The 16,074-nt window shown below is 69.6% G+C and carries 12 protein-coding genes and 3 pseudogenes; 8 read left to right on the top strand and 7 right to left on the bottom strand.

What is annotated here, in order from left to right; translation table 11 throughout:
• Positions 1-92 precede the first annotated feature (92 nt).
• From ACFY0P_RS44900 to ACFY0P_RS44890, 3 genes are all read left to right on the top strand, one after another.
• Positions 93-668, top strand: coding sequence for a group II intron maturase-specific domain-containing protein (locus ACFY0P_RS44900; RefSeq protein ID WP_388927656.1), 576 nt, complete (start codon positions 93-95; stop codon positions 666-668).
• A gap of 262 nt (positions 669-930) precedes the next feature.
• A complete protein-coding gene (locus ACFY0P_RS44895) occupies positions 931-4,761 on the top strand; it encodes a S8 family peptidase (RefSeq protein WP_388927654.1) in 3,831 nt (1,276 codons plus the stop codon).
• Between the two features lie 90 nt (positions 4,762-4,851).
• Positions 4,852-5,853: a helix-turn-helix domain-containing protein gene (locus ACFY0P_RS44890; RefSeq protein ID WP_388927651.1), complete on the top strand. Its 1,002-nt coding sequence runs from the start codon at positions 4,852-4,854 to the stop codon at positions 5,851-5,853.
• Positions 5,854-6,279: 426 nt separating this feature from the next.
• On the opposite strand, the gene ACFY0P_RS44885 is transcribed toward ACFY0P_RS44890, so the two are convergent.
• Both ACFY0P_RS44885 and ACFY0P_RS44880 read right to left on the bottom strand, forming a co-directional pair.
• Positions 6,280-6,699, bottom strand: a complete 420-nt coding sequence (locus tag ACFY0P_RS44885) for a TetR/AcrR family transcriptional regulator C-terminal domain-containing protein (RefSeq protein WP_388927665.1) — start codon at positions 6,697-6,699, stop codon at positions 6,280-6,282.
• A gap of 128 nt (positions 6,700-6,827) precedes the next feature.
• Positions 6,828-7,292, bottom strand: coding sequence for a MarR family winged helix-turn-helix transcriptional regulator (locus ACFY0P_RS44880; protein WP_388927649.1), 465 nt, complete (start codon positions 7,290-7,292; stop codon positions 6,828-6,830).
• A gap of 155 nt (positions 7,293-7,447) precedes the next feature.
• Between ACFY0P_RS44880 and ACFY0P_RS44875 the strand changes: the two genes are divergently transcribed.
• The 4 genes from ACFY0P_RS44875 to ACFY0P_RS44860 all read left to right on the top strand — a co-directional run bounded on the left by ACFY0P_RS44875 (position 7,448) and on the right by ACFY0P_RS44860 (position 12,644).
• Complete coding sequence (locus ACFY0P_RS44875; protein ID WP_388927646.1) at positions 7,448-8,050, top strand: ester cyclase; 603 nt, start codon at positions 7,448-7,450, stop codon at positions 8,048-8,050.
• Positions 8,051-8,488: 438 nt separating this feature from the next.
• The gene (locus ACFY0P_RS44870) at positions 8,489-10,675 is read left to right on the top strand and encodes an MMPL family transporter (protein ID WP_388927644.1); all 2,187 of its coding nucleotides are present in this window, start codon (positions 8,489-8,491) and stop codon (positions 10,673-10,675) included.
• A 79-nt stretch (positions 10,676-10,754) separates the two neighbouring features.
• On the top strand, positions 10,755-11,945 hold the full coding sequence (locus ACFY0P_RS44865; RefSeq protein ID WP_388927641.1) for a sensor histidine kinase: 1,191 nt from the start codon (positions 10,755-10,757) through the stop codon (positions 11,943-11,945).
• 21 nt (positions 11,946-11,966) lie between these two features.
• Positions 11,967-12,644 (top strand): response regulator, encoded by a 678-nt coding sequence (locus tag ACFY0P_RS44860; RefSeq protein ID WP_388927639.1) that lies wholly within the window; start codon positions 11,967-11,969, stop codon positions 12,642-12,644.
• 260 nt (positions 12,645-12,904) lie between these two features.
• On the opposite strand, the gene ACFY0P_RS44855 is transcribed toward ACFY0P_RS44860, so the two are convergent.
• The 5 genes and pseudogenes from ACFY0P_RS44855 to ACFY0P_RS44835 form a co-directional block, all read right to left on the bottom strand.
• Entirely contained in the window at positions 12,905-13,423 is a 519-nt protein-coding gene (locus tag ACFY0P_RS44855) for a glycoside hydrolase family 2 TIM barrel-domain containing protein (protein ID WP_388927662.1), read from the bottom strand.
• On the bottom strand, positions 13,423-13,626 hold the full coding sequence (locus ACFY0P_RS44850) for a glycoside hydrolase family 2 TIM barrel-domain containing protein (RefSeq protein ID WP_388927636.1): 204 nt from the start codon (positions 13,624-13,626) through the stop codon (positions 13,423-13,425). The genes ACFY0P_RS44855 and ACFY0P_RS44850 overlap by 1 nt, the downstream gene beginning before the upstream one ends.
• A pseudogene (locus ACFY0P_RS44845) lies at positions 13,620-13,901 on the bottom strand (ISL3 family transposase); the annotation flags it as partial. The pseudogene ACFY0P_RS44845 and the gene ACFY0P_RS44850, both read right to left, overlap by 7 nt.
• A complete protein-coding gene (locus tag ACFY0P_RS44840; protein WP_388927667.1) occupies positions 13,901-14,023 on the bottom strand; it encodes a hypothetical protein in 123 nt (40 codons plus the stop codon). The pseudogene ACFY0P_RS44845 and the gene ACFY0P_RS44840, both read right to left, overlap by 1 nt.
• Positions 14,024-14,203: 180 nt before the next feature.
• Positions 14,204-14,461 (bottom strand): annotated as a pseudogene (locus ACFY0P_RS44835) (IS5/IS1182 family transposase); the annotation flags it as partial.
• A gap of 127 nt (positions 14,462-14,588) precedes the next feature.
• Here ACFY0P_RS44835 and ACFY0P_RS44830 point away from each other — a divergent pair.
• Positions 14,589-15,838, top strand: a pseudogene (locus ACFY0P_RS44830) (IS256 family transposase).
• The last annotated feature ends 236 nt before the right edge of the window (positions 15,839-16,074 follow it).

Below are 16,074 nucleotides of genomic sequence, written 5' to 3'. Positions count from 1 at the left end.
TGACGCTGCCTACTCTCCCCACGAGGCAGCTTCTCCAACCTCCGATAACGCAGCGTCACTTCGAAGGTGAAGTTGCCCATTGCGTTGGAGGCGTGCTGTCCCCGCTGCTGGCCAATATCGCCCTGGGCCCGCTCGATGAGCACGCCCACGGCCCGTGGCGGCCGGGCGGGGTGATGGGCAACCCCGTGAGTCGCGCCTTCCGTCGCCGGAGGGGAATGCCGAACTGGCGGATCGTCCGCTACGCCGGCGATTTCGTCGTGCTCGTGTTCGGCAGCCGTGACGGTGCGAAAGCCCTGCGCGAGGAAATCGCTGGTGTGCTCGGGCCGCTGGGTCTTCGGTTCTCCGAAGCCAAGACGCGCGTCGTGCACATGAGTGAAGGGTTCGACTTCCTTGGGTTCCGCCTCCAGTGGAAACGCAAGCGAGGTACGGACAAGTGGTACGTCTACCCGTTCATCGCCGACCGGCCCATCCGGTCCTTGAAGGACAAGATTCGTGCCCAGACACACAGGTTGTCGCAACGGCCACCCAGGGACGTGCTGAGACGGCTCAACCGGATCATGCGAGGCTGGTCCAACTACTTCAGATACGCAGTGGCCAAAAGCACCACGCAAGGTCGCGGCCGCAGGGCGGCCGATGACGCCGGCCGGGCATGGCAGGGCGGTCGATGAGCCACTCCGTCACCTCGCGAACCGCTTTCGTCGCCAGCCCCGAGATCCCCCGGGTCCAGCCGGCCACGGGGCTAGCTTCGCGGGCGTTGCGGGACGCCGGCCCCTCGCAGCGGCGACCGCGGCCACCGACCTCCGACCCCGCCGGGTGGCGCAGTTGGGACATGTCGCAGTCGCGACATCATGGGCCCGTGACATGGCGATCCGCTCAGCAGATTCTTTCGAACAGCGCGTGATCACGCGTTGCTCGAAAGGTGTGTGACTGATGGCATGGATCCGTCTGACGGCGGCGATATCAACGGCACTGGTACTGACGACGGGAGGCCTGTCGTCCGCCTCCGCGCGGGCGTCCTCCCCCGGCACTCCCGAGACGAAGGGCGCCGGCAGGTCGCCGTCCACCGTACGGCTGGTGACCGGTGACCGGGTGACGGTGACACCCGGCAGCGACGGCCGGCGCACCGCCTCGGTGGTGCCCGGTCCGGGCCGCCGGGACATCGTGTTCCGCACGTACGAGCAGGACGACGGCACGATGACCGTACTCCCCTCCGACGCAGCGGAGTTGGTGGCCGCCGGAACCCTGGACCGGCGTCTCTTCGACGTCACCGCCCTCATCGCCCAGGGCTACGACGAGGCCGGCACCTCGGCGCTCCCGCTGATCATCTCCCCCGAGCCGGGCGGTGCGGTGGCCGGGACGGCGGCGAGCCGCAAGGCCTTGGCGACGACCGCGGACCGGCTCTCCGCGTTCAACACGGCGTCCGTGCCCCAGCGCCGGCTGCAGAGCATCGACGCAACGTCCCTCCGGGTGGACGACGACGACCTCGGCGCGTTCTGGAAGACTCTGCGCCCCGCGGGCACCGCCCGGATCGCGCAGACCCCCCGGGTGTGGCTCGACGGCAGAGTGGCACCGGCGCTGGACCGCAGCACGGCGCAGATCGGCGCGCCCGCCGCCTGGAAGGCCGGTTTCGAGGGGCAGGGTGTCAAGGTGGCCGTCCTGGACACCGGTGTGGACGCCGACCACCCGGACCTGGCGGGCCGGATCGCCGAGTCCAGGGACTTCTCGGACAGCGGCAGCGTGACCGACCACTTCGGGCACGGCACGCACGTCGCGTCGATCGTCGGCGGCAGTGGAGCGGCGTCCTCCGGTACCCGTCGCGGGGTCGCGCCGCGGGCGGACCTGTTGATCGGCAAGGTGCTGGGCGACGACGGGTACGGCTCCGAGTCGCAGGTCATCGACGGCATGGAGTGGGCGGCCGCAGAGCACGCCAAGGTCGTCAACATGAGCCTGGGTTCGGACGCGCCCTCGGACGGCACCGATCCCATGAGCCAGGCCGTCGACACCCTGTCCGCCTCCGGGCAGACGCTGTTCGTCGTCGCCGCGGGCAACGCCGGGGAAGAGGGCGCTTCGACCATCGGCGCGCCCGGTGCGGCCGACGCCGCGCTCACCGTCGGCGCCGTGGACCGGGACGATTCTCTGGCGCCCTTCTCCAGCCGCGGCCCGCGTCCGGGCGACAAGGCCGCGAAGCCCGACGTGACCGCGCCCGGCGTGGGGATCGTCGCGGCCCGCGCCTCGGGGACGGCCATGGGCACCCCGGTGGACACCTACTACACAGCCGCGTCCGGTACGTCGATGGCCACACCGCACGTCGCCGGGGCCGCCGCCCTCCTCGCTCAGCGGCACCCCGAGTGGAGCGGGCCGCAGCTCAAGGACGCGCTCATCAGCACCGCCCACCTCGTCTCCGGCACCAAGGTGACCGAACAGGGCGGCGGGCGCATCGACATCGGCGCGGCCATGGGGGCCCTGACGGCCACCGGCTCCGTCACCCTGCCCGCGCTCCAGACCGCCGACGCGGGCGGACCGCGGCAGGTAGCGACCCTGCACTACACCAACGAGAGCGACCACCCGCTCGACCTCAAGCTGTCGGCCTCACTCACCCGCGACAACGGTGTCGCCCTGGCCGACGGCGTGATCACCCTGGACTCCGGCACCGTCCGTCTCGCCCCCGGGGCCTCGGCGGACGTCCCGGTCCGCGCGGACGGCGCGCATGCCGCGCGCGGCACCTACTACGGCTACGCCACCGCGACCGGACCGGACGGCACCGCGCTCGCCCACACCACGCTGTCCCTCGTCGTGCACGCGCCTCTGCATCGGCTCACCGTGATCGCCAAGGACCGCGACGGAAAGGTGATACCGCAGGCCGCCCCGACGATCTGGGGAGCCGACGGCTTCGCCCAGTACTCCAGCCTGGACCCGGCGGTCGCCGACGTCGAAGAGGGCACCTACCAGGTCAGCTTCGGCACCCTGGACAACGCGGCCGACGGCCAGGAACTTCGCGAGGTGATCAACCCTCAGGTGCGGGTCACCAAGGACTCGACCGTCACCCTCGACGCCTCGAAGGTGACGGAAGTGAAGATCCGTACCCCGCGTCCGTCCGAACAGCACGGCGTCCTCAGTTATCAGACGTTCCGTAAGATCGACGGGAACGGCCTGATCCAGGGCGTCATGTACTTCGACATCGCCAAGCGGATCTACGTCAGCCCCACCGCGCAGGTCACGGACGGCACCTTCGAGTTCGCCTCCCGCTGGCAGCTGACGGCCCCTCAACTGACCGCCAGGCCCCAGGGGAGTTCGCGGTCCTTCACCCCTTACTACCTGCCGACGTCTCCGGTGTTCGACGACAAGGGCGTCCGACTGACCGCCGTGGACGCTGGGACGGGCACCGCCGCCGACCTCAAGGCCGCCCATGTACGCGGCAGACTGGCCGTGATCCGCTACGACTTCGGTGACGACACCGCCCTCGCACGGGCCGCCGCCGACGCCGGCGCCAAGGCTCTGATGCTCGTCGTGCCGGAGGGCTTCTACCCGTGGACCCGCTGGAGCCCGGACGGAACACGCCTCGCCCTGCCCGTCATGCGCGCGGGCAACGCGGACGGCACCGCGATCCTGAAGCGGAGCGAACGGACCGCTACCCAGGTCCGGTTCACCGGCACGGTGCGCAGCCCCTACCTCTATGACGTCATGCAGGTGTCCCGTCAGCGCGTCCCGCAGCACCTGGTGCACACCGTCTCCGGACACGAGAGTGCGGTCGTCCACGCCACCTACGCCCGCACCGGCGCCTCCCACTGGGCCAGTGAGCAGCGCTTCGCCTGGCGGCCCTACCAGGACACCGCATGGAACCAGTACACGCGCAACGTGCCCGCGGGCCGGGAGCGCGTGGAGTACGTGACGGCCGGCGACACCCTCTGGAACCACGTCGTCCACCACGACACCGTCCTGGACCAGGACTTCCCGCTCCAGGCCGGCATGCGGGACGCGACCCACACCTACCGGGCCGGACAGCAGGCCACGGAGCGATGGTTCACCGCCCCGGTCCGCCCGTCCGTGCCGCACGGCGTGGCCGGCTGGCCCGCCTCCACCAGGTACGGCAACACCCTCTCCCTGTACGTCCCGGACTTCACCGACGCCGCCGGCCACTGGTCCTTCGCGGAGAGCGACAGTCTCGGCGGCATCGGCACCCGTGCGTCCGGTACGGGCGACACGGCGGTCGCCGACCTGTACCGCGACGGACAGCGGGTCGCGCATTCCGACACCGGCGCGTGGGGCGCCTTCGAGGTTCCGGCGGGTCGGGCCGGCTACCGGCTGGACCTGACGACGGGACGCGACTCGGACGACTGGCGCTTCGGCACCCACACCGAGACCTCGTGGTCCTTCGGTTCGGACACCACCGGGAGCCCCACGCTGCTTCCCCTCCTCCAGGTGGACTACTCGGTTCCCGTGGACGCTGAGAACGCCGTGGGCCCGCAGCGCACGTACACGCTGGGGTTCGGCGTCCGCATGCCCGACGGCCTGCCCGTCCCGCACGGCACGAAGCTCAAGGTGGAGACGTCCTACGACGACGGCAAGACCTGGGTGACGGCACAGACCTCCGCATCCCGTGGGAAGGTCGGACATTTCACCGCGACCGTCGAACGGCCGTCTCGGGTACGCGGCAACTCCTGTGTCACACTGCGGGTCACAGCGGCGGACGACGCCGGGCACAGCGTCCGGCAGACGATCGACCGCGCCTTCCTCCACCGGGGCTCCGCCGCGCGGCAGTGACCTGGTGAGGCAGCAGAACGGGAAGCTGCGGCCGCCGGTGCGCATGGCACCGGCGGCCGCAGCCCTGCGAGGGGCAGAGAGGGATCGGCAATGCTGGAGGCGGCAGGGCTGACGACCGTCGAAGAGACCGTGTACCGCCTGCTGGTCGGAGCGGTCACGGCCTCGGCACGCCAGCTGGCGGAGCAGAGCGAACTGCCGCAGGACACTCTGGAGGCGGTGCTGACGGCCCTCACCGGCAAGGGACTCGCCAGCCCCACCGACCACGTGCCGCCCCAGTACTCCGCCGTGCCCCCGGACGTGGCGCTGCTGCCCCGGCTGCAACGGCGAACCGACGAACTCGACAAGGCCCGCAGCACGGTCACCGATCTGCTGGACCTGTACCGCGGCGCCCGGCGCCGCCAGGACGCCGGCCAGCTGATCGAGGTGATCACGGGCGCCGAGTCGCTGCGGCAGCACTTGCGGCAGATGCAGGACAACGCCAGGCACGAGATGCTCTGGTTCTGCAAGGCCCAGTACGTCGCGATGCCGTCGGGCAGCAACCGCGCGGAGTACGACGCCCTCGCCCGCGGGGTGCGCTACCGCGTCCTGTACGAGCAGGCGTTCTTCGACGACGATCACGCCGTGGACAACGTGATCGAGGGGGTGCAGGCCGGGGAGATCGCCCGCAGCGTGCCCCACCTGCCGCTGCGGCTGGCCGTCGCCGACCGGTCCATCGCCATCTGCCCCCTGGTGCCCGGCGGCCCCCAGGGCTCCCCCGGTGAACCCACCGCGGCCCTGGTCCGCGAGAGCAGTCTCCTGGAGGCGCTCACTTCGCTCTTCGAGCGCTACTGGGAGACCGCGGTCCCCCTCGACCTCAGCACCGCGGGCACCATCCCCGACATTGCCGCCGTGCAGGCGGCCGAACCGCTCTCCGGCACCGACCGCGGCATCCTCTCCCTGCTGGTGGCGGGCATCGCGGACAAGGCCATCGCCAGTCAGATGGGGCTCAGCCGGCGCACCATCCAGCGCCACATCCAGAAGATGATGACCCTCGCCGGGGCCACGACCCGTATGCAGCTCGCCTGGCAGGCGGCCCGCCGCGGCTGGCTCTGAACGGCCGCCGCCGGCGCCTCATCCGGCACCGACAGGGCCGCACATCAGGTTGCCGGGTTCGCAGGGGCCGTCGCTGGTCCGGAACCGGGACCGCGGCGCGGCGAACTCGGAGCCTTCGTCAGGCATCGTTCACCTTCGACTGCTTCTGGGCAGCTGCGAAGGACTACGGCCGGGGAGGCCGGACGGCCAGATTGCATCGTTTCACTCCGGGCTGCGGGAGAACTTAAAGCCACATCCGTTGAATGTCTACCAACTGGACGTCTTTCCCGTGAACGAGTTCGCGCAGAACATGGCGGGCCAAGCAGTCATGCCTGCGAGCATCGACGGCAGGACCACGCCCTCGCCTCGGCGCTCCGCCAGCGGCCACTGTCGGGCACGCCGGGCGATGCCGCCCGAGTTGAAACATTTCAATAATCACCGGCGGGCTCAGTCTCTCCGGCACCCACACCCCCTGCAGGGAAGCGGCTCGGCGTCCCTGGTGGGGCGCTCCTGTGCACCGGGATCACGCGGATGACGCCGAATGCCGAGGCGGACGGGCAGCGCTCCGATGATCGCGGGGGACTGCTCGGCGGCGATCTCGAGGTCGTCGACCGTCCCCTTCGCGGCATGGTCGCCGAGCAACTCCGTGATTGCTTGCATGCGGTGCGGCCAAGTCGACGTGTGCGCGCGAGCGGTGAGCTCGGGGCGGCGCGTCGAATCGGCCATGGCCGTTCGAGCCAGACGACGATGTCCGGGCCGGCCGCGCCGAGCACCGCCTCTCCGCCCAGCCTGGGCAGTCCGCCGCCACCTGCACTCGCCGGGTGTGCGGACGAAGAGGTCGACCGCCCGGCTACCGCCTCGGGCCACCGGAACCACGACGTGAAAGACGGCCTGCTGCTGCCCGACCTCACGCGAAGTCGCGTCCACCTCCGCCCTGCCGTACGCAGGGTGCCGGCACAGCTCGCGGCTGTTTCTGGGCAGCCGGCGGGCGCACGCTATATCTTGCGCTCGATGATCCGGCGTTGGATGCCGGCGAAGCCTTCCGCCAGGACGTCCAGCTGCTCATCGGTGAGGGCCTCGATCACCAGCTCGCGGACCAGGCTGACATGGCCGGGCGCCGCCCGGTCCACCAACTCCATGCCGAGCGGAGTGATGGTGGCGATCACTCCGCGGTCATCGGTGGCACAGGCCCTGCGACTGACCAGACCCTCCTTCTCCAACTGCGCGATCTGGTAGGTCAGGCCGCTCTTGGTGACCGCCAGTGTTTCGGCGAGCGCCAGCATCCGCATCGACCCGTCGGGTGCGCCGGCGAGGTGGGACAAGATGCCGTACTGCACGTGGGAGAGCCCCGCATCGGTGCGCAACTGCTGATCGAGTACCCGGCTGAGCAGCGCGCTGGCGGTGATGAACGTGAGCCACGCCTGCTGCTCACGCTGGTTGAGCCACTTGGAATCTTCCACGAATCAAAACTACCACTCTTGTTCGAGTTGGAACTTCCTGCTAGCGTCCCGTGTAGTTCAAGTTCGAACCTCCTCCCCGATATGGAGCGATTTGACGCCATTTGTGCTGCGCGAACGGCGGCGGGTTCGAGGTTTCGGTATTCAAGGAGAACGAGATGATCAATCGTCGTGCTGTGCTCCGGGGCGGGGGCGCTGCCGCCGTGGGCGCGCTCGCCATCACCGCGGTGGAAGGCGGGGGCGCGTCAGCGTTCGCGTCGGTCATGCCCGCACTGCTGGGCGACCCGGCCGAGACCGGCGGGTCCCTGGGCTACCCCAAGCACCTGACCCACCAGGAGCGGCGCAATCTGGAGACCTTCGACGAGCTGGACTTCGTCGTCTACTCCGGCCAGCAGTGGGACCGGGTCCGCGAAAGCCACGCGGAGAACGTCCGTGCGCACTGGCCCGACGGTCACTACACCGACGGCCTGGCCAGGCACATCGAGGACATGAAGTTCAACTTCGTCTTCGCCCCCGACGCCGCTACCAAGCTGCACCCCGTCCGCGTGGCCAAGGACAACTTCACCGCCGTCACGGGAGTCACCACCGGCACGTTCACCAGACCCATGCCCGACGGCAATGGCGGCTTCATCCCGCCCACGGGCAAGAAATACTCCCTCAACATGGTGACCGTCGGCATCTGGAACAAGCATGGCGTGATGGACGAGGAATTCATCATCTACGACCAGCTGACCCTCATGCGGCAAATCGGGCTCGCCTGACCGCGCAATCCGTCTCCAGCAGCCCCCAGCCCCTCACGCGTTCGACATTCGCTGGGCGGCAGCCACTCTGCGCCCCCCATGTACTGCATGGACACGCTGGTGCCCCGCCCGCAGTCAGGCGTGCTGTCCGCCGACCGGCTCCACTCGTTCACCAGGGGCTCCTGCGCGAGCCGGCTCATGAGACTGAGGTGAGCTCGGCCACGTCGAACCGCCGCATCAAGGGGGCCGCACCGTGGGACGCCTTGGTGATCCTCGCCAAGGCGTCCCACGGTGCTTCGTCATGGCCCGCGGCAGGCAGTCGCCTGGTGTCTACTGCGGGCGCAGTAGACACCAGTGTCTGCGGACGGCCAACGACACGGACCCCGGCGGCTGTGAGGGTGGAAAGAAGGCCGGGACCGCCGGCTCACCATCACCATGTGCCCTTTGAAAGGCCCGTCGATGTCCTCTCTTGCCAGCTGGTGCCACCGGCACCGGCTCGTCGTCGTCCTGGCGTGGACAGGGCTGTTGCTCGCCCTCGGCGCTGCGGCCGGCGCTGCCGGCGCCAACTTCGGCAACAGCCCGACCTCGCAGAACACCGACTCGGCCAAGGCGACCGCCCTGCTGCAGAAGGCCGCCAACAGCGCGGCGGGCAAGAGCGGCCGGATCGTCTGGCAGGTGAAGGGCGGCAAGGTCACCGATGCCGCCACCGCAGCCAAGATGACCGACGCCGTGAAGCGGATCCAGTCCGCTCCAGGCGTCGCAGCCGTGACCGACCCCTACACGGCCGCCGGTGCACGACAGATCAGCCGTGACGGAACGACCGCCTATGCAACCGTCACCTTCGACCAGGAGGTCAGCGACACACAGGTCGAGCACGTGGAGCAACTGGCCACCGGACCCGAGTCGCCGACGCTGCACATAGCGCTGAACGGGCAGGCGTTCACGGTCAACCCGAAGCCCAACGCGGCCGCCGACGCCATGGGCATTGCCCTCGCCTTCGTCGTCCTGCTGTTCGTCTTCCGGGCGGTATGGGTAGCGGCGCTGCCCATCATCACGGCCATCGCCGGCGTCGGCACCTCCGCAATCGCGGTGATGCTGCTCAGCCACGTCATCACGCTCTCCGACACCACGCTGACCCTGGGCTCGCTGATCGGTCTGGGCGTGGGCATCGACTACGCCCTGTTCATCGTCAACCGGCACCGCGCCAACCTGCTGGCAGGCATGAAGGTCGCCGAGTCGACGGCCAAGGCCCTCAACACCTCGGGGCGGGCGGTGGTGTTCGCCGGCCTGACCGTCGTCGTCGCGTTGCTCGGGATGCTCACCCTGAACGTCGGCATCATCAACGGCATGGCCGTCGGCGCGGCCATCACCGTGGTTCTGACCGTGCTGGCGGCCATCACCCTGCTGCCGGCACTCCTCGGTCTGATCGGACCACGGGTCCTCAGCCGTGGCGAGCGCCGCACACTGGCCGGCCAGGCGAGGCGCGTGCCGGACCGGCCCGGGATGGGTGTCTGGGGTCGCTGGGCCGAGCGGGTCCAGTCGCGCCCGAAGACGCTCGGTCTGGTCGCGCTCGTGGTGCTGACGGCACTCGCGCTGCCGACGCTCTCCCTGCGGCTGGGCGCGGCCGACGACGGCAACCTGCCCGCTTCCTCGACGAACCGTCAGGCGTACGACATGATCGCGGAAGGGTTCGGGTCCGGTTTCAACGGGCCGCTCGTCCTCGCCGTGGAAGCGCCCACCGCCGCCGACAAGGCGGCCGAGGCCGAACTGGCGACCGCCATCGAGCAGGTCGACGGCGTCGCCGGCGTGAGTGCCACCCCGATCCAGGACGGTCAGACCGTCGGCGTGATCTCCGTGGTGCCGAAGACATCACCGCAGTCGGCGAAGACATCCGACCTGATCGACCACCTGCGCTCGGACGTGATCCCGAAAGCCGAGCAAGGCACGTCGATGAAGGTCTACGTGGGCGGCACCACAGCGAGCAACGACGACTTCGCCTCGGTCCTGCTGGGCAAACTGCCGCTGTTCGTGCTGGTGATCGCAGTACTGGGCTTCCTGCTGCTGACCGTCGCCTTCCGCAGCCTGCTGGTGCCGGCCGTCGGCGCCCTGCTGAACATCCTGAGCATCGGCGTGGCCTTCGGAGCGATCGTGGTCGTCTTCCAGTTCGGCTTCGGCGCAGGACTCCTCGGGCTCGGTTCGGCCGGACCGATCGAGTCGTTCGTACCGATCCTCGTCGTGGGCATCATGTTCGGCCTGTCCATGGACTACCAGGTCTTCCTGGTCAGCCGGATGCGCGAGGAATGGGCCCGCACCGGGGACAACCGCCTCGCCGTGCGGGTAGGCCAGGCAGAGACCGGCAAGGTGATCGCTGTCGCCGCCACCATCATGGTCTGCGTCTTCGGCTCCTTCGTGTTCGGCGGTATGCGGGTGATCTCCGAGTTCGGTGTGAGCCTCGCCGTCGCCGTCGCACTCGACGCCCTGCTGATCCGCATGGTCGTCGTACCCGCGCTGATGCACCTGTGCGGGTCCATCAACTGGTGGCTCCCCCGCCGGCTGGACCGGGCCCTTCCCCATGTCTCGGTCGAAGGCCCCTCCGAGGAGCGGGCACCGCAGCCGCACGAAGCGTACGCGCCGGAAACGGTCTGATCCCCTCGCCGGCATAAGGCGGAGCACGGGCCAGGCGGGGGCGCACCACCCCGCCCTGCCCGTGCTGCATAGTGAAGGAATGCAGGTGACAGCCGTGTTTCGCCAGTGGTTGGCCCACCACGACCGGATCAGGGACGCGGTTCCAGCCGTACTGATCGTGCTGGTCGCCACGGCGGCGAGCGCCACCGGAACTGGTGGTTCCGGCTGGCACACCCCTCATCTGGGCAGGGTGATCTGGACAGCCCTGGCATGTGTCCCTCTCATCGTCCGCAGCCGCTGGCCACTGACCGTCGTGGTCGCCACGCTGGCCATCGACCTGACCCACATGATCCTGGTTCCGGATTTCACACTGAATCCCGCGGCCAGCCTCGTGGCCCTCTACACCCTGGCCACCCAGAAGGGCGGGCGGCGCCTCGCCTGGGTGACAGGCCTGGCCGCCGCCCTCGCGATCACCACGACGTACGCGATCAGTAACTCACAGTCGCCACTGACCGGCGACAGCATGCTCCGCTTCGACCTCGCCATCGCCGCCACCGCTCTGGGCGACGCGGTCCGAAGCCGCCGCGAACGTCTCGCCCAGATCGAGGCACGTGCGGAACGGGCCGAACACACCCGCGAGGAGGAGGCCCGCCGCCGCGTCACCCAGGAACGGATCCGCATCGCCCGCGAACTCCACGACGTGGTCGCCCACCACATCACCCTGGTCAACGCCCAGGCCGGCGTGGCGCACCATCTGATGCGCACCGACCCCGACCGGGCCTACCAGGCCCTCACACACATCAAGGACAACAGCCGCGCCGCGCTCGACGAGCTGCGCACGACCGTCGGCCTGCTCCGCCAGCCCGACGACGCGCCCGAATCCCGGGCCCCCCTACCGGGGCTCGCCGACCTCGACAGCATGGTCGGCAGTTTCCGCGCGAGCGGTCTGTCCGTGACGGTGGACCGCACGGGACTCCTGCGGTCCGTCGCCGCCACCACCGAGCTGACGGCCTACCGCATCATCCAGGAAGCCCTCACCAACACGCACAAACACGCCGGCGCCGCTCGGGCCGTGGTGGGCCTGGACTACGGTGCCAAGACCCTCCGGGTCACCGTCACGGACGACGGACGCCCCGGCGTGGCCCGGGGTCCGGGTACCGGGCACGGGCTGATCGGCATGCGGGAACGCGCCGCCGCCATCGGCGGGACCGTCACCACCGGTTACCGGCCGGAAGGCGGTTTCCAGGTCCTCGCCGATCTTCCCCTCAGCATCAGCTCGAAGACTGACTGACGACCGTTCGAAAGGCCCTCGATGACCATTCGCGTCCTCCTCGCTGACGACCAGGCCCTGCTGCGTGGCACCTTCCGGCTGCTCATCGACGCCCAGCCGGACATGGAGGTCGTCGCCGAGGCGTCCAACGGCCATGAGGCGGTGGAACTGACACGATCGGAGCGGGCGGACGTCGTGGTCATGGACATCCGGATGCCGCAGCTCGACGGCATCGAGGCCACCCGGCTCATCGGTGAGGACGAGGACCTGGCCGGAGTCAAGGTCCTCGTCCTCACCACCTTCGAAGTGGACGAGCTGGTCATCCAGGCCCTGCGGGCCGGCGCGAGCGGTTTCCTCGGCAAAGGGATCGAACCGGCCCAGCTCCTCGACGCGATCCGCCTCGTCGCCGCGGATGAGGCTCTGCTCTCCCCCGCGGCGACCAAGGGCCTCATCACCCGGTTCCTCGCTCAACCCTCTCCCGGCGGGTTCGCCGACCCGAAGCTGCTCGCCACCCTCACCCCTCGGGAGCGCGAGGTGATGACCCTGGTGGCCACCGGACTCTCGAACGGCCACATCGCCGAGCGCCTCTTCGTCGCTCCCGTCACCGTCAAGACCCATATCAACCGGGCCATGAGCAAACTCGGGGTCCGCGACCGTGCCCAGCTCGTCGTCATCGCCTACGAAAGCGGGCTCGTGCGCGCCGGGACATCGCAGCCCTGAGCGTCACCACCGTCACGGAGTCCCGTCAGGCTTGTCGATTCACCGCCCGGGAAGACTGCCGGGGCCGGCTCGCCACATCACGCCAGTGAGCCGTGTCCGTCAGGGCCCGGTGCTGACAGACCTGCCTTTCGTGCTCGGCTTGCACGGCCACCCCGAGTTCGCACAAACGGTGGCACCAGGCGCGAGCGGTCTGATCCCGACGGGCCCAGTGAGCACGGAGCTGGCCGTCGCGGTGCGGATCGGCGTGCTCACCATCCGAGTCAGGGTGGACGGTGCGGGCGCTCCGCTGCTGTACCTGCATCCGGCCTCCGGTCTGATCTGGGACCCCTTCTTCCTGCACCGCATCGCCGATACGTCCGTCCGCCGAGGGTCTTGGACGGCGGAGGCACTCGCCGCTGATCCCGCGGGCGGAGGATCCGTCCCGCGCGTTGCCGTTCGGGGAGGAACCGGAAGGGACTGTCCTGCCCGAACGGCACGGTGTCAGCTCTGACCACCTGGCCTCCGCCCCTGCAGGCCGCTCCAGCGGGCCCGCAGCGCGTCGCGGCGGATTGGGGACGCCGGTCCCTGGTGAAGACGCCCTTGCGGTTGCCGTCGACACGATGGGTGCCGTCGGAGGTCGCGAAGTAGGCGAAATTCCAGACGTGTTCGCCGATCACCGCCTCCGGCCGGTCGAACGCCCGGTGGTCGGCCGCGAGGTACCCGGTCTGGTACTCCTCCGTCCACGGCATGTCCCACACCGAGTGCAGTCCGGGCATCGCGTCGGCTCCGTACTCGCTCATCAGGAGCGGCTTGCCGTACTTCTCGGCCCAGCCCCGCAGGCCGCCCGCCATGTACGCCTCGGCCGTGGCCAGGTCGCCGGTCGCGACGTACCGGCCTTGCCCCGTACGGGGCTGTCCTCGTGCTTGCCGAAGCCGGTGAAGTAGAAGGGCTCGCCGTTGATCAGGAACTGGGTGCCCCGGATCTCGACGGTGTCGGCAAGCATGCTCCCGCTCGGCCCGCCAACTCCGGGACCGCAGACTTGACTTGCCTGGCCGGACGGGCCGTGCATCGGTGGTAACGCTCCAGCACTCCAGGCCTCTGCTCGCGGAAGGCGGGCCGGCAGCCGCGCGTGGGACACGGCAAGCACCGCACCCACACACGGACCAGCACCAACCGCCGCCCGTCGACCGGCGCGTCGGCCACCGTCCGCAAGCGAAATCCGTGCACCCGCCGCGACGGTGCCTCACACTCCGGACAGACCTCCGCGCCCTGCGGAGTCAGTCCGTCCCCGCCCGCAGCAGCGATCCGCTCACGCTGACCGTCCCGGAGATCCGCCAACTACTCCCGGTCGCGTTCAGTCCACCCGCCACCTCGGCCGCCAGATTGCTGAACTGGTCCAACGGACGCAGACGCCACCAGGCAACAGCCCGACGCAGCCGCTGCCCACGGCGGGCACGCAGGTGTGGTTCGTACGCCCCCACCACCGCACCTACCCCGACCAGGACAACCCCACCGGCTACCCCCGTAAGAGGGGCCGGCAGTAGGCCTCACTTGAGCCTCTTGGCGGTCGGGCGACCGTCTCAGCGATAGAGCGGGGTGGGGCGGCGGATCAGCATGCGGAGCGTGACGATCGTGGCGGCCAGGTAGAGGTAAAAATTGACCGCCTGGCAGCGCTTTTCGGTGCGGCGCCGCAGCTTGCCGAAGCCGTTCAGCCACGCATGACTGTGTTCGACCACCCACCGCTTTCCGGCCTGGACTGGAGCGGGCACGCCCTTGCGGGCGATCTCGCCGGAGAAGCCGCGCTCCGACAGCGACGTGCGGGGCTTGTCGCTGTCGTAGCGAGCAATGCTCAGGACTTGTGGATCGGCGCCCCGGGAGCGCACGAAGGGCGTACCTTCCCGGGTGATTGATCGACCAGTCACCGAGTAGGCTCGCGTTCGCAGCGCGGGGTGGGAAGGTACGCCCATGCTCAGCGTAGTGACCGCCGACGGCTCGACCGAGACCGGCTCCCTGATCGACGAGATCGTCCGCGAAGGCGCCCGGCGGATGCTCGCCGCCGCCCTGAAGGCCGAAGTCAACCAGTGCATATCCGAGTTGGCCGCGGAGACCGACGAGCGTGGCCGCCGTCTGGTGGTCCGCAATGGCCGCCACCGGTCCCGCACCGTGGCCACCGCGGCCGGGCCGATCGAGGTCACCGCGCCCCGGGTCAACGACCGGCGCGTGAACGAGGCCACCGGCGAGCGGATGCGGTTCTCCTCGAAGATCTTGGCGCCGTGGTGCCGCAAGTCGCCCAAGGTCAGCGAGGTGCTGCCGCTTCTCTACCTGCACGGGCTGTCCAGCGGCGACTTCGTGCCCGCACTCGAGCAGTTCCTCGGCTCCTCGGCCGGGCTGTCGCCGGCCACCGTGACCCGGCTGACCAAGCAGTAGAGCGACGACCACGCCGCCTTCCAGGAGCGCGACCGCGCGGACAGCGACTTCGTCTACGTGTGGGCCGACGGGGTGCACCCCAAGGTCCGCCTCGGCCAGGCCCACTCCTGCGTCCTGGTCCTGCTCGGAGTGCGCTTGGACGGCACCAAGGAGCTGATCGCCCTGGCCGAGGGGCTGCGCGAGTCCACCGAGTCGTGGGCCGACCTGCTGCGCGACTGCCGCCGCCGCGGCATGCGCGACCCCGAACTCGTCGTCGGCGACGGCGCGATGGGCCTGTGGAAGGCCCTGGCCGAGGTGTTCCCCGCCGCCCGGCATCAGCGCTGCTGGGTCCACAAAGCCCGAAATGTCACGAACGCCCTGCCGAAGTCCGCACAGCCGGGCGCGACGAAGGCGATGCAGGAGATCTACAACGCCGAGGACCGCGCCCACGCCGAGAAGGCGATCGATGCATTCGCGAAGACCTACGGCGCCAAGTTCCCCAAAGCCGTCGCGAAGATCGCCGACGACCAGGAGGAACTGCTGGCCTTCTATGACTTCCCGGCCGAGCACTGGATCCACTTGCGGACCACGAATCCATCGAGTCGACCTTCTCCACCGTCAAGCTCCGCACCAAGGTCACCCGCGGCGCCGGCAGCCCGGCCGCCGCGCTCGCCATGGTGTTCAAGCTCGTCGAGTCCGCCCAGGCCCGCTGGCGCGCGATCACCGGGGCCCAGCTCGTCGCCCTCGTCCGCGCGGGAGCGAGGTTAGAGAACGGCGTCCTGGTCGAACGTCAGGACGAAGCCGCATGAGACCCTACGACGCCCGTAGGAAGAGCCGGCCGAGCACCTGCGTTTCGTTGCCCACCTTCGCGAGTTCGTGCAGGTCACCGGCGGCTGAGGAGACGGCTCTGGTCAAGAAGGTCCTCACCGATCCAGATCAGCCCATGGCCCAGTCCGCTGTGCTGTGGCACCTGGACCACAGGGCCACCGCCCTCCGCCTCGGCCTCGCCTTTGAACCCGTGGGTCGAGCGCCCCTTGCCCGAAAA

This window comes from Streptomyces sp. NPDC001714, assembly GCF_042892755.1.
In the GTDB taxonomy this organism is placed as follows: domain Bacteria; phylum Actinomycetota; class Actinomycetes; order Streptomycetales; family Streptomycetaceae; genus Streptomyces.
This window is presented reverse-complemented; position numbering and strand designations above follow the sequence as displayed.

What these genes read in the sequence shown, in the direction of transcription:
- ACFY0P_RS44895 (WP_388927654.1), top strand. Translation starts at nt 931, where the DNA reads ATGGCATGGATCCGTCTGACGGCGGCGATATCAACGGCACTGGTACTG.
- ACFY0P_RS44890 (WP_388927651.1), top strand. Translation starts at nt 4,852, where the DNA reads ATGCTGGAGGCGGCAGGGCTGACGACCGTCGAAGAGACCGTGTACCGC.
- ACFY0P_RS44875 (WP_388927646.1), top strand. Translation starts at nt 7,448, where the DNA reads ATGATCAATCGTCGTGCTGTGCTCCGGGGCGGGGGCGCTGCCGCCGTG.
- ACFY0P_RS44870 (WP_388927644.1), top strand. Translation starts at nt 8,489, where the DNA reads ATGTCCTCTCTTGCCAGCTGGTGCCACCGGCACCGGCTCGTCGTCGTC.
- ACFY0P_RS44865 (WP_388927641.1), top strand. Translation starts at nt 10,755, where the DNA reads ATGCAGGTGACAGCCGTGTTTCGCCAGTGGTTGGCCCACCACGACCGG.
- ACFY0P_RS44860 (WP_388927639.1), top strand. Translation starts at nt 11,967, where the DNA reads ATGACCATTCGCGTCCTCCTCGCTGACGACCAGGCCCTGCTGCGTGGC.
- ACFY0P_RS44855 (WP_388927662.1), bottom strand. Translation starts at nt 13,423, where the DNA reads ATGAGCGAGTACGGAGCCGACGCGATGCCCGGACTGCACTCGGTGTGG.
- ACFY0P_RS44850 (WP_388927636.1), bottom strand. Translation starts at nt 13,626, where the DNA reads ATGCTTGCCGACACCGTCGAGATCCGGGGCACCCAGTTCCTGATCAAC.